Source organism: Microbacterium sp. NPDC057407, assembly GCF_042803895.1.
Lineage (GTDB): Bacteria > Actinomycetota > Actinomycetes > Actinomycetales > Microbacteriaceae > Microbacterium.
On the sequence record NZ_JBHVCA010000003.1, the window covers coordinates 482,841 to 494,447 of the forward strand.

Sequence of the window (11,607 nt, forward strand, 5' to 3'; positions counted from 1 at the left end):
TCCACCCCATTCTCCGAAAGGAACCTCGCCGTGGGCACCGAGCCCCGAAAGGATGCCGAGTCGTTGCGGGGGTCGCGACGAGGCACCAGCAGACGGCTGCCGAGGAGGGCGGCAGCCGGACGCCGATCGTTCACCGCGACCCTGAAGGCACTCGACGACCTCGCCGCGTCCGGCGCGAAGGTCTCGGTGCGGCTCACCGACCTCGATCGCGGGCATTCGGTGCTCGCCGGCGACGACTTCGTGACGCTGCCCGTCGGTGGCCTCGGGGTCGTCCCGCTGCTGATCGAGGTGGCGGCCGGATTCGAGTCCGGCCAGCTCGACCCGCTCGAGATCGTCGACCGATCCGGCCTCGAGGCGGTGACGGTGGCCGGCGTCTGGCAGCACCTCAAGGCTCCGGCGCTGCCGCTCGCCGACCTCGCCGTCCTCACGGCGTCGACCGGCGACGCGCTCGCCGCGAACGCGCTGCTCTCGCGCGTCGGCCTGCCCGCGGTGCGCGCGCGGATCGAGCAGCTCGGGCTGACCCACTCGGCGATGCTCGATCGGTTCCGCGACGTGCGCGGCCCCGACGACGCGCCGCACGTCGCACTGGGCTCGGCCCGCGAACTGGCCGAGGTCTTCGCCGCCCTGGTCAACTCGAAGGTCGTGTCGCCGGGGGTGAGCGCCCAGGTCGCCGAGTGGCTGAGCCTCAACCACGATCTGTCGCTGGTCGCGTCGGCGACCGGGCTCGACCCGTTCTCGCACGACGACGACGTGCACGGGCTGCTCTTCATCAACAAGACGGGCCGGGATGCCGGCATCCGCGCCGAAGCGGGAGTGCTGGCGGGCCCCCGTGCCGGTGTCTCGTACGCGCTGATCGTCTGCTTCGACGACCTGTCGATCATGCACCGGATGCGCGCGCACGAAGCCTTCCGCACGCTCGGCATGGAGCTGATGGAGTACGTCTTCTAGCGAACCACGCGCGCGCGGAGGCGCGGCGGCCGAGGTGAGCCGCCGCGCCTCCGTGCGCGTCACCCGCCGACGAGGCTGATGATGAGCCGCACCGAGAGGGCGAGCACCGACAGCAGACCGATGACGCCGAGGACGTTCTGCCACCACTTGTTGCGCAGCGGGCCCATCAGCGTGCGGTTGTTCGCCATCACGATGATGAGGACGGCGAGGATCGGCGCGAACAGCACCGTCAGAGCCTGCGCGATGATGATCAGCTGAACCGGCGACGAGCCGGAGAAGATCATGGTGATCACGATGCCGAAGCCGAGGATGAAGGCGGTGCCGAGGCGGGCGGTGAGGGTGTCCGCCGAGGCGCCGCGGCCCACGGCATCCGACAGCATCGTGCCGCCGGCGATGCAGTTGGGGATCATCGACGAGAACGCCGCCCCGAAGAAGCCGAGCGCGAAGATCCAGGCGCCGACCGGCCCGGCGATCGGTTCGAAGATCGCCGCGAGGCCGCCGAAGGCTCCCGGCGCGTCGGTGCCGGTCGCGTTCAGCACCGCCGCCGCGACGACGATCACGAGCGCGGTCATGATCCCGGGCGCGATGATGCCGGGGACGGTGTCGACGACGGTGATGTCGCGGTACTCGTCCTCGGTCCGCTTGCGTGCCTTCGTGCCGTACGAGGTGTAGAACGCGGCGTTGATGGAGAAGTTGGTCCCCACGAGCCCGATGATCAGCAACCAGGCACCGTCCGGGACGACCGGGATGAGCCCGGCACCGGCCGCCGCCCAGTCGGGGTTCGCGGCGAACGCCGAGACGATGAAGCAGAACGCCATGAGGGCCACGATCACGATGAGGATCTTCTCGACGATCCCGTAGATGCCCTTGAACAGGAGGATCGCTCCCACCGCCACGGTGCAGATCACGGTCCACATCACCGGGGAGGTGCCGGGGATGAGCATCGCGAGCCCGACGCCCGACCCGACGGCGTTGCCGACCGAGAAGCACAGCGTGATCAGGAAGACGCCGATCCCCGCGACGACGCCGACCCAGCCGCCGAGGGTCTGCTTGATGGAGCTGATCAGCGACACGGGGGTGCGGATGCCGAGCCGCACGCTCATGTCGGTGAGGAAGATCATCAGCACCGTCGAGACGATGATGACCCAGATGAGCGCGTAGCCGTACAGGGCCCCCGCGTTCATGGCCGTGGTCAGGTTGCCCGGACCGAACTGCCAGGCGCCCGCGACGAAAGCAGGGCCGATGAGCGCGAGCTGCTTCCAGAAGCTGCGGCGTGTGTTCTTGGTCTCGACGATGGTTCTCACTGTCTCGGTCGAGATGCGTCCGTGTCCAGTGCCGGGGGTGGCGGGCGGGCGCGTGGCTGAGGTGCGATTGCTGGTCATTGCTGTCTCCTTCGTTGGAGCGGCCGGATGCCGGACGTCGTCGTTGACGGATGACCCCGCGTGCTGCGGGGGAGTGCCGGGGCGGCGGCCGGGTTGTGCGGCCACCGCCCCGGGCGCGATCAGGCGGGGACCGCGACGCTGCCGAGCTCCGCGGAGGCGAAGGCGGCGGCGATCTCGGCGTCGGCGCCGGCGGGCAGCGGCAGGAGCGGCTCGCGGACGGTGGCGTGGTCGAGGATGCCGCGGTTCACGAGTCCCCACTTGAGCGCCACGGTGCCCTCCATGTGCGATCCGCGGTGGTAGACCGCCTTCGTCACGGGGAGCAGGCGCTCGTGGATGGCGTGGGCGGCGGCGTAGTCCTTCGCCTTGCCGGCCTCGATGAGGTCGACGAGCAGCTCGGGCGCGATGTTGCCGTAGCCCACGAGCAGACCGTCGACGTCGAACATCGTGGGCAGCAGGTACTCGTCGTGGCAGGAGAGCACCTGCAGGTCGGGGTACGCGGCGCGCAGAGCCGGGATCTCGGTGTACCAGCGGCGCATGTTGCGCACGCCGTTCTTGGTGTGGTTCACGCCCTCCTGCCCGGCGATCTCGAGCTGGGTGTCGAGGTCGTACGACGCCTTCGTGTTGTCGGGGTACTGGAACAGGATCTCTTCGAGACCCGACTCCTCCCAGATCGCGCGGTAGCGGGTCTGCGGGGCGCCGGGCTGGAACCCGAAGCGGAGCCAGCCGTGCGACGGGTAGACGAGCGCACCCTTCGCGCCCGCCGCCGCGGCATCCTTCGCCTCGAGCGCGGCGGTGAGGTTTCCCTCCTTGGTGATGCCGGCGATGATCGGCAGCCGGTCCTCGACCGAGTCCCGGAAGGCGCGGATCACGTCCAGCTGCTCGGCTTCGGTCAGGAAGGTGCCTTCGCCCGCGTGGCCGAGGACGACGAGGCTCTTGACGCCCTCGATCGATCCGAGCCACGAGCCGAGTCGCTGGATGGCGGCGTAGTCGACGGCGCCGTCCTCGGTGAAGGGGGTGACGGGGGCGGGGTTCAGTCCGCGAAGGTCGAGAACCATTTCTTCTTCTCCTTGTCTCCTCATTGAGGCGGTCGATACTCGGGATCGTTCCCGGGAACGTTTGCAAGAACGATTGCAAGTATGCGGAAAGCACGAGAGGATGTCAAGAGTCGAAAAGGAGCGTGCAGCGCCGATGGAGTCCGGAGCACAGGCGGAACGTCGATCCGTGGTCACCCTGCGGGAAGTCGCGGAGGCTGCGGGAGTGAGCGTCTCGACGGTCAGCCGCATCCTCGACGACCGCGCGGCGCCGTCGAAGTCGGCCACCGCGGAGAGGGTGCGATCGGTCGCCGAGCAGCTGGGGTATCGCCGCAACGTCTTCGCGTCGAACCTCCGCCGCGGCGCCACGGCCACGATCGGCGTCCTGGTGCCGCGGCTCACCGACGCCGTGATGGCCCTCATGTTCGAGGCGATCGAGCGCGCCGCTCGCCGGCAGGGGTACTTCGCCGTCGTCGCGACGTGCGGGGACGACGCCGAAGAGGAGCGCCGCGCGACCGAGACCCTGCTCGACCGGGGCGTCGACGGCGTGATCCTGGCGACCGCCCGCCTCGACGACTCGCTCCCCGCGTCGCTGCGCGAGCGAGGCGTGCCGCACGTCCTCGTGCTGCGCACCGACGGTGTGAGCGCGTCCGCTCTGGGCGATGACGAGACCGGCGGATACCTCGCCGTGCGGCATCTCCTCGATCTGGGCCATCGCGACATCGGCGTGGTCACCGGCCCGTCGTTCACCTCGAGCGGTCAGGATCGGCTGCGCGGCGCCGAGCGTGCGATGGCGGAAGCGGGCGTCGACCTGCGACCCGACCGGGTCATCTCGACCGGTTACGGCGTCGATGACGGCAACGCGGCGGGCCTCGCGCTCCTCGGCGCAGACGACCGTCCGACCGCGATCTTCGCGGCGAACGACAACCTCGCGATCGGCGTCATCGGCGCCGGACGCCGGCTCGGCATCCGACCCGGTCTCGACTTCTCGATCGTCGGCTACAACGACATCCCGCTGGCCTCGCGGCTGTCGCCGCCGCTCACCTCGGTCGCCACGCCGTTCGACCAGATCGCCACGACCGCGCTTGACCTGCTGTTCGCGCCCCGCTCGGCCGATCCGATCCGCCGCGCCCTGCCCACCCTGATCCCGCGGGCCTCGACCGCCCGCAGGGAGGCCTCCGCGGCGGGCGCTTAGCCGGGCCCGCCGTCCGCCGGCGGGACGGTCAGCCGCGAGCCGCCGAACGCCACGCGTCGAGGTAAGGCGGCAGATGAATCGTGAGCGTGTCCCAGAACAACTCATCGTTCATGGATCGATAGCCCGAATGCGACACGATGTCGCGGGTCGTGACGATCCCGCGCACGACTTCCTCCGGCACGTCACCGCGAAGCTGCTGGAACTCGTCAGCCTCGAACAGAGCGGCTGTGCGGATGATCGCCATCGATCCCGAAGCGTAGGCGGGAGAGTTGCGACCGAACGCCGCTCGGCCACCTTCTACCGCATGGTCGAGAAAGGTCTGTATCGCGTCCAAACTGTCGTTGAACTTGACGCGCGAGATTTCTTCGGCGCCGCCATCAGCGGCAGCGCGAGGTACGCGGGTGAATCGACTCTTGCGCCTGGCGCCTTGATCACTCAAAGGGACACCACCTGAGCGTGGTCCAGGAATGCCGGCCGAGACGAATCGTCGACGATGAGATCAACGGGGAACCCAGTAAGCGACTCGACAGCGTTCTGAAACATCGCGATGTCGAAGTATCCGCGACCTCGATCTACGCGCGCCAAGAGATCGATGTCTGACGAGAAATGGTCTGCGCCCCGCGCGATTGAGCCGAAGACCCGGATGTCATGTATGCCATGCCTCTCGCCTGCGGCGATGATGGCGTCCGCAGACTCTTCGAGAGGAATGCTGGGTCGGTAGTCCGCTGCCCGAAGCAGACGTTCGAGCACCTCAGCGCTCACGGTTCGGCGCCCGGCCTCGATTGCCGCGACATTCGGCTGGCTCATGCCAGCGGCGCGCGCGAGCTCCGTCTGGGACATCCGGCGGTCAGCACGCGCGGCAGCAACGAGCTCGCCAGCGCGGTCTGTGTCGAATTGGTGAGCCACGAGATATACCTCCGTGATATAGCCTATCTCCGCTCGAGCCCGTTGGCAGAGATCGCTCGACGAGTCGATGACACTCGTTGCTGTCAACTCCATACCCTGATCGCGCGGGGCATGGGAGCATCGCATGGCGGAGCAGACAGCCCTTGCCCCGTCCCGCATTCGGGACTCCACGGACTACTTAGGCCACGCCCACGATAGATCAGGGACTCTATTCTCATGAGTGCACAGCAGGATTCACCCGCCGGCCCCTACCGAACGCTGGGTCGCAGCGGTGTGGTCGTCTTCGAGCAAGCGTTGGGGACGATGACGTTCGGCGCCGAGGCGGATGAAGCGACGTCGCACGAGATCATCGACGCTTACGTCGCCGGCGGGGGAAACTTCATCGACACCGCAGACGTCTACAGCGCCGGCGCCAGCGAGGAGATCATCGGTCGGTGGCTCGCGACGCACCCGACGGACGCGGCCGGGATCGTGCTGGCCACGAAGGGCCGGTTTCCGATGGGCGCGGGGCCGAACGGTCTGGGAACGTCTCGACGTCATCTGCGTATCGCGCTGGATGACTCGCTTCGACGTCTCGGTGTCGAGCACATCGATCTTTATCAGCTGCACGCATGGGACCCGATCACGCCGCTGGACGAGACGCTGCGATTCCTCGACGATGCGATCCGTCAAGGCAAGATCGGGTACTACGGCTTCTCCAACTTCCTCGGCTGGCAGCTTGCGAAGGCGGCAATGCTCGCCGAGCGGCACGGCTGGAGTCCACCGGTGACTCTGCAGCCGCAGTACAACCTCCTTGTGCGTGGCATCGAGCACGAGATCGTGCCCGCGGCACTCGACGCGGGCGTCGGACTGCTGCCCTGGTCACCGCTCGGTGGGGGCTGGCTCAGCGGCAAGTACCGTCGCGACGTGCCGCCCACGGGTAGCACGCGGCTGGGCGAGAATCCTCAGCGCGGCATGGAGGCATGGGAGCAGCGAAACGCGGACGACCGCACCTGGCACATCATCGACACTCTCACCGATGTCGCGAAGGCCCATGACGTTTCGCCGTCGCAGGTCGCGCTCGCTTGGCTCGGAGCGCAGCCCGCGGTCACGTCGGTGATCCTCGGCGCACGATCGGTCGAGCAGCTTCGCGACAACATGGGGGCCGTGGAGTTGGTCCTTGAGCCGGCCGACCTCGAGAGGCTGTCGCTGGTCAGCGCTCCGCAAGCAGACGACTACCCGTATGGCGCGCCCGGCGTCGCACAGCGGCATCGCGAGATACAAGGAGGCCGTTGAGCGCCTGCGAGTCAGCCACGGGCGCCTAGCCGCGGGTCAGGCGCATCCTCCGGGAGAATCCCGGCGAACTGCCGAACTTCGCGAGACGATCCTCGCCGGATAGCCACCCGCGGAGCGCCCGTCGCCCGGTCCTTGCCCGCGCTCTGAGCGGTACCGTTTACGTACTACCCAACCGGGGAGTCAGCATGTCAGCCATCACCGCATCCGAAGCCCGAAAGCGCCTGTTCGGGCTCATTCAGCAGGTCAACGATGACCACACCACTGTCGAGGTGGTCTCCCGCCGCGGCAACGCCGTGATCATGTCCAAGGATGACTTCGACGCACCGACTGAGACTGCCTATCTCCTGCGCAACCCTGCGAATGCCCAGCGGCTGCTCGAAGCCGTCGAGCGCGCCCGTCGGGGAGAGTTCGAGCAGCACGATCTGCTCGACGCGTGACCCGCGCTTGGCTTCGACCCGAACGGGTGGGAGGACTATGTGTACTGGCAGACCCAGGACCGCAAGACCCTGAAGCGAATCATCCTCCTGATTGCAGACATTCTTCGCGATCCGTTCGAGGGCATCGGCAACCCGGAGCCTCTCCGGCACGTGCTATCCGGCGCCTGGTCTCGGCGCATTGACGAGAAGAACCGACTCGTCTACTACGTCACCGACGAACAGATCGTCATCCTGCAAGCACGGGACCACTACTGACGTGACCCCGCTTGGCGACGGGTCGTCGCGCGCTGCCCGGTCCCTCTGCGAAGCACGTGAAGGCGGTGAACACGCCTGTCACCGAGAAACCGAGCAAGGGAAGCACTGCGCTTCGGGCGCGTCGTACGCCCTGGCTCGCGGCGGGCGAGTGACAGGATGATGGCGATGAGCAGCTCCAGTCCGCGCCGGGTGCCCCGTCGAAGGACACGGCGACAGGTGGTGATCTGGACTGCTGTTGCCGTGGCGATCTCCCTGTGCGCCGCGGTACTCCCCTTCCTTGAGATTCGCGGGGTGGCCGCTGTTCCGGTGGCGCAGGCGCTCGTGCCGGTCGGTGCGATGGGTCTCGTCGCGCTCGCTCTCATCGCGGGGGTCTTCCGAATCTGGGCGGCAGCAATTGTCCTCCTCATCGGCGCCGTGATCAGTGGAGTACCCACGCTCACCCCGGTACGCGCCGTGGAGGCGTGCAAGATGAGCGGACAGCTGACCGTCATGGCGTTCAATGCGAAGTTCGCTGGCGCCGATCCTGCTGAACTCTCCGCACTCATCCGCACCACCGGTGCGGATGCCGTCGTCCTGCTCGAGACCGACGAGGAGCTCATCGACGTGATCCTCACCGACCACGAGCTCGCCGACATCCTTCCGTACCGCACTCGCGAGGTTGATCCGCGACCGGCAAGCGGGAGCGTGATCTTATCCGCCTATCCGCTGTCGCTGGAGGAGGACATTCTAGGGAGCGAGTTCGACCAGGTAAGCGCCGTCGCGACGATACCTGGCGCCGGGGGAGTGCGGCTGGCCGCCGTCCACCCGCCTCCGCCGACCTGGCAGCCCAATGGTTGGCTCAACGGCCTCGACGACATCGCAACCTGGGTACAGGAGACTCCCGACGGCAGGCTCATCGTCGCGGGTGACTTCAATGCCTCGTTTGCTCACCCGGTGCTGCGTCGGCTGGCGTCCGACCTACGGACCGGCGCTGAAGCGGCAGGTCCCATTCCCTGGCCGACCTGGCCCGAAGAGAAGCCCGTCCCCGCCTTCACGACGATCGATCACATCTTCGCCCGGGGTGCTACGCCCACGGACTGGGACAGCGCCTACATCGAAGGCAGCGATCACCGAGCCGTCGTCGCGCAATGGAGTCTCTGCGCAGACAACCGCGACGACTGAGCGGGGCCAGTCGAGCGCGGACGCGTGGGGTGGCTGGCCGCGCGAGGATCAGTACTGCTCGCGGGATCTGTTGCTTCGGCCGCTTAGCCGCGTGAGTCGTTGTCGCCGCTGAGGTGCACAAAGTATTCAGGCTCAGGGACGGCGTGAGCGGCATCCGCCGGAGGTTGTTCAGGCTGGATCCAGGCGGCGCTGGAGTCGGCCTCGCCATGCGCGATGATCTCCACCGCGACGGAATCCCAGCGGTACGCTTTCGCCCCGGCCCCGGGGCTCTGTGAGGTGATGTAGTACAGCCCGGGCCACGCGAGTGCGCCGATGGGTGGGCCATCCGGGTCCGGGTTTGCGAGGGTCACGCCCGCGTCGGCGGCGATGTCACGACCAACGTGGAAGGGCAACCCGACGACGTCGGGCACCACGACCACGTCTGCGATTCGCTCGACCATGAGGCCGACAGTACGCCGATAACGACAATCAAGATACGTCCGGAAGCGGGTCCTTTTCCGTTCAGGCGGTGAGCTCGTGGTATCGCCCAGTGTCCTAGTGTGATTCGCGTGATTCGCGACCTGATGAGAGATACGGCGCGCTCATTCCCGATCGATGACTTGGACAGCGAAGTCGTCGCTCTGAGGATCTGGCGCTGCTCCTATCGGTCGCTCAGGTGGCACTGGAACGCTTCAAGTCCGTCCGGACACTGGTCATCGCGAGCTATCCGGAAGAGGATCTGACTCCGGTGCAGGGCCTCACCCAGCTCGAATACCTCAGCGTCACTCACCTCCCCAAGGTCTCGGATCTTGCACCTCTGGACGCTCTCAGTGCCTTGAGGACACTGCGCCTCGCAACCCTGCCTTCGTGGGACTCATACGGCAGGGTGACTTCAATCCGCTCGCTCCGCCCGCTGGCGCACATGCCGGCACTCAAACACCTTGAGTTGTTCGGAGTCGTGCCGGAGGACAGATCGCTGTCACCACTCGAGGGCTCGGGCACGCTGCGATCGGTCCGCGTGTCGAAGTATCCGGGCGAAGAGGTGCAGCGATTTCGGAACGTGACATCGATTGAGGATGCCTGGGCGCCGAAACCGTCTATTGCCGACTGGCGGGTGGCAGTGGAGCGCGTCGATCGCGCCCGCCACGGTCGGTGAACGTGCCAGTTGACGCAGCCGATGAGAGCATGGCGTCGTGGCCGAACTATGCCGCACTCTTCTGATGAGCACCTGGAGGCAGCGAGTCGATGATTCAGTACCCGTGGGCTGACGACGGACTCGTGGCGTGCATCACCGTCACTGCCATGCCTTCAGCGGATGCAGCTATTCACGCTCCTCAGCCGGGCGCGCAGGAGGTGGCGACCTCCGAAGCTGCACAGGAGGCTGCGTGGCCAGCTGATGGTCTGGTCAGCCACACGATCACGATTCAGACTGACCGGCACGTGATCGTCTGGGAAGACAATGGGTTTCTCGGGGCCAGCGAAGAGCAGTTCCTCCGGCTCTGTGAGCCTGGCCCCGCCGGTTCGGTGTTCGTCAACGTGAATGCGGTTTCGCGGCTCCTCTTGGGCGATGAAGGACGGATCGTACGAGAGTTTGACCCGCTGTTCCGCAGCGAGACGGACGAAGGCGAAGGCGATCCCCTGCCCGCAGAGGCAGCCCTGGACTGGCGCATGGGTCGACACATCTCGTCGTCGCTCATTCTGATCGCCAGCTACACCGGCCTCAGCGAACCGTTCGACCCAGGCTGGTTTGAGTCACCGCCCGCTCGGCACTGGCTCCTGCGTTACTGAGCGTGGATCGAGAATCCGCGCAGGGTTCGCAAGCCGGTCCCTGACCGCTCAGCTCAGTGGGCCATCCCATTGTGAGCGTCGGTTGCCTCAACGCAGGACAAAAGACGGGTCACGCCGAGCGCGGCATCCGGAGCACCATCGCCGTCGTGACGGCGAGCACGACCACGCCGACGGTCTCGATCGCGACCGTCTCGGGCACCAGCGTGAAGTCCCAGGTCGATCGGATGCCGAACAACCCCACCGTCAGCGCCAGCAGGAGCGCGCCGAGCGTCGCGACCAGGAACAGCAGGCCGAGCACGGTCGCGATCTGCAGTAGCCGTCCCCGCAGCGCCACCACGGCGACCGCTAATACGAGGCCAGCGACGAAGTTGAGTGTGAACAGCACGCCGAGCATCCCGCCCACGCCGTTGAAGACGAGGTACAGGTGGATGCCGCCGGCCGCGAGCAGGAACAGGGCGCTGAGGATCCGCATGATCCACAGGGCGCGCGAGGGTCGATCGGTCATGTCATTCACTCCTTGCGAGGCCCGCTTCGGCGTGGGCGCGGGGAATCCGTTCGTGGCGGACGAGCCACAGGATGTCGCGGGCGAAGGACTCCACGAGCAGGGCGAGCGCGATCAGCACCACGACGAACTCGGCGGGCAGAGGTAGGAGCGTCGACACCGCGAGCGTGAGCGCGATGCCCGCGACCGCCGTCACCACCTTGCGCCAGTGGCGCGGCGGAAGCGTCGCCCGCATCCACGGCAGTGCCCATCCGGCGGCGACGAAGGCGTAACGGAGCAGCCCGATGGTGAGCACCCACCAGCCCAGCACCGGGGCCACCGCCGCGCTGAGCACCAGCAGCAGGAACGCGTCGACCTCCATGTCGAACCGCGCGCCGAACGCGGTCTCGGTGCGGGTGCGGCGCGCGATCCAGCCGTCCACGGCGTCGAGGGCGAGGGCGATGCTCGTGACCGTGACGAGCAGCGGCACCGACACGGACGCGGTGAAGGATGTCGCCACCACCGCGGTCACCAGCCCGACGAGCGTCGAGCGGGTCGCGGTCGTCGCGTTTGCCCATCCGAACCTGCTCATGTCGTCCCGCCGCAACCCCCTGGCGACGAGGGCGTTCGACACGACAAGGTAGACCACACCGGCCGCCCACCCGGCTGCCGAGAGCGGCGAGACTCGATCGACGGCGATCAGTCCGGCCACCCCCGCGAGCAGCGACGAGAGCGGAGCGAGATGAACCTTCGGCATAGCGTGCTCCGT

At 67.4% G+C, this 11,607-nt stretch carries 14 protein-coding genes and 1 pseudogene; 8 read left to right on the forward strand and 7 right to left on the reverse strand.

The window, feature by feature from the left end:
- Positions 1 to 30 precede the first annotated feature (30 nt).
- Positions 31 to 948, forward strand: coding sequence for a serine hydrolase (locus ACFUTX_RS11050; RefSeq protein ID WP_378864132.1), 918 nt, complete (start codon positions 31 to 33; stop codon positions 946 to 948).
- A 59-nt stretch (positions 949 to 1,007) separates the two neighbouring features.
- Here ACFUTX_RS11050 and ACFUTX_RS11055 read toward each other — a convergent pair whose 3' ends face one another.
- Both ACFUTX_RS11055 and ACFUTX_RS11060 read right to left on the reverse strand, forming a co-directional pair.
- Positions 1,008 to 2,330 (reverse strand): Nramp family divalent metal transporter, encoded by a 1,323-nt coding sequence (locus ACFUTX_RS11055; protein ID WP_378864134.1) that lies wholly within the window; start codon positions 2,328 to 2,330, stop codon positions 1,008 to 1,010.
- A gap of 119 nt (positions 2,331 to 2,449) precedes the next feature.
- Positions 2,450 to 3,385, reverse strand: coding sequence for a dihydrodipicolinate synthase family protein (locus ACFUTX_RS11060; RefSeq protein ID WP_378864137.1), 936 nt, complete (start codon positions 3,383 to 3,385; stop codon positions 2,450 to 2,452).
- Between the two features lie 100 nt (positions 3,386 to 3,485).
- On the opposite strand from ACFUTX_RS11060, the gene ACFUTX_RS11065 reads away from it, so the two are divergent.
- Entirely contained in the window at positions 3,486 to 4,556 is a 1,071-nt protein-coding gene (locus ACFUTX_RS11065) for a LacI family DNA-binding transcriptional regulator (RefSeq protein WP_378864140.1), read from the forward strand.
- A 28-nt stretch (positions 4,557 to 4,584) separates the two neighbouring features.
- Here the strand turns inward: ACFUTX_RS11065 and ACFUTX_RS11070 are convergent, their stop codons facing one another.
- On the reverse strand, positions 4,585 to 4,800 hold the full coding sequence (locus ACFUTX_RS11070; RefSeq protein ID WP_378864143.1) for a hypothetical protein: 216 nt from the start codon (positions 4,798 to 4,800) through the stop codon (positions 4,585 to 4,587).
- Positions 4,801 to 4,991: 191 nt separating this feature from the next.
- Entirely contained in the window at positions 4,992 to 5,462 is a 471-nt protein-coding gene (locus ACFUTX_RS11075) for a helix-turn-helix domain-containing protein (protein WP_378864146.1), read from the reverse strand.
- A 216-nt stretch (positions 5,463 to 5,678) separates the two neighbouring features.
- Here ACFUTX_RS11075 and ACFUTX_RS11080 point away from each other — a divergent pair, with 216 nt between their 5' ends.
- The 4 genes and pseudogenes from ACFUTX_RS11080 (at position 5,679) to ACFUTX_RS11095 (ending at position 8,590) form a co-directional block, all read left to right on the forward strand.
- On the forward strand, positions 5,679 to 6,737 hold the full coding sequence (locus tag ACFUTX_RS11080) for an aldo/keto reductase (protein ID WP_378864149.1): 1,059 nt from the start codon (positions 5,679 to 5,681) through the stop codon (positions 6,735 to 6,737).
- 185 nt (positions 6,738 to 6,922) lie between these two features.
- Entirely contained in the window at positions 6,923 to 7,174 is a 252-nt protein-coding gene (locus ACFUTX_RS11085; protein WP_378864152.1) for a type II toxin-antitoxin system Phd/YefM family antitoxin, read from the forward strand.
- 24 nt (positions 7,175 to 7,198) lie between these two features.
- Positions 7,199 to 7,429, forward strand: a pseudogene (locus ACFUTX_RS11090) (Txe/YoeB family addiction module toxin); the annotation flags it as partial.
- A gap of 291 nt (positions 7,430 to 7,720) precedes the next feature.
- Positions 7,721 to 8,590: an endonuclease/exonuclease/phosphatase family protein gene (locus tag ACFUTX_RS11095; protein ID WP_378864155.1), complete on the forward strand. Its 870-nt coding sequence runs from the start codon at positions 7,721 to 7,723 to the stop codon at positions 8,588 to 8,590.
- Positions 8,591 to 8,673: 83 nt separating this feature from the next.
- Here the strand turns inward: ACFUTX_RS11095 and ACFUTX_RS11100 are convergent, their stop codons facing one another.
- A complete protein-coding gene (locus ACFUTX_RS11100; RefSeq protein WP_378864157.1) occupies positions 8,674 to 9,030 on the reverse strand; it encodes a hypothetical protein in 357 nt (118 codons plus the stop codon).
- A gap of 215 nt (positions 9,031 to 9,245) precedes the next feature.
- Here ACFUTX_RS11100 and ACFUTX_RS11105 point away from each other — a divergent pair, with 215 nt between their 5' ends.
- Together ACFUTX_RS11105 and ACFUTX_RS11110 are read left to right on the forward strand one after the other, a co-directional pair.
- Positions 9,246 to 9,725 (forward strand): hypothetical protein, encoded by a 480-nt coding sequence (locus ACFUTX_RS11105; RefSeq protein WP_378864160.1) that lies wholly within the window; start codon positions 9,246 to 9,248, stop codon positions 9,723 to 9,725.
- Between the two features lie 89 nt (positions 9,726 to 9,814).
- On the forward strand, positions 9,815 to 10,357 hold the full coding sequence (locus tag ACFUTX_RS11110; RefSeq protein WP_378864163.1) for a DUF6461 domain-containing protein: 543 nt from the start codon (positions 9,815 to 9,817) through the stop codon (positions 10,355 to 10,357).
- 109 nt (positions 10,358 to 10,466) lie between these two features.
- On the opposite strand, the gene ACFUTX_RS11115 is transcribed toward ACFUTX_RS11110, so the two are convergent.
- Entirely contained in the window at positions 10,467 to 10,862 is a 396-nt protein-coding gene (locus ACFUTX_RS11115; protein WP_378864166.1) for a hypothetical protein, read from the reverse strand.
- A 1-nt stretch (position 10,863) separates the two neighbouring features.
- Positions 10,864 to 11,595 (reverse strand): CDP-alcohol phosphatidyltransferase family protein, encoded by a 732-nt coding sequence (locus ACFUTX_RS11120; protein WP_378864168.1) that lies wholly within the window; start codon positions 11,593 to 11,595, stop codon positions 10,864 to 10,866.
- Positions 11,596 to 11,607: the final 12 nt, after the last annotated feature.

Bases quoted from the DNA above. Each gene is read 5' to 3' on its own strand.
- ACFUTX_RS11055 (WP_378864134.1), bottom strand. From the start codon at position 2,330: ATGACCAGCAATCGCACCTCAGCCACGCGCCCGCCCGCCACCCCCGGC.
- ACFUTX_RS11060 (WP_378864137.1), bottom strand. From the start codon at position 3,385: ATGGTTCTCGACCTTCGCGGACTGAACCCCGCCCCCGTCACCCCCTTC.
- ACFUTX_RS11065 (WP_378864140.1), top strand. From the start codon at position 3,486: ATGTCAAGAGTCGAAAAGGAGCGTGCAGCGCCGATGGAGTCCGGAGCA.
- ACFUTX_RS11070 (WP_378864143.1), bottom strand. From the start codon at position 4,800: ATGGCGATCATCCGCACAGCCGCTCTGTTCGAGGCTGACGAGTTCCAG.
- ACFUTX_RS11080 (WP_378864149.1), top strand. From the start codon at position 5,679: ATGAGTGCACAGCAGGATTCACCCGCCGGCCCCTACCGAACGCTGGGT.
- ACFUTX_RS11085 (WP_378864152.1), top strand. From the start codon at position 6,923: ATGTCAGCCATCACCGCATCCGAAGCCCGAAAGCGCCTGTTCGGGCTC.
- ACFUTX_RS11100 (WP_378864157.1), bottom strand. From the start codon at position 9,030: ATGGTCGAGCGAATCGCAGACGTGGTCGTGGTGCCCGACGTCGTCGGG.
- ACFUTX_RS11110 (WP_378864163.1), top strand. From the start codon at position 9,815: ATGATTCAGTACCCGTGGGCTGACGACGGACTCGTGGCGTGCATCACC.
- ACFUTX_RS11115 (WP_378864166.1), bottom strand. From the start codon at position 10,862: ATGACCGATCGACCCTCGCGCGCCCTGTGGATCATGCGGATCCTCAGC.
- ACFUTX_RS11120 (WP_378864168.1), bottom strand. From the start codon at position 11,595: ATGCCGAAGGTTCATCTCGCTCCGCTCTCGTCGCTGCTCGCGGGGGTG.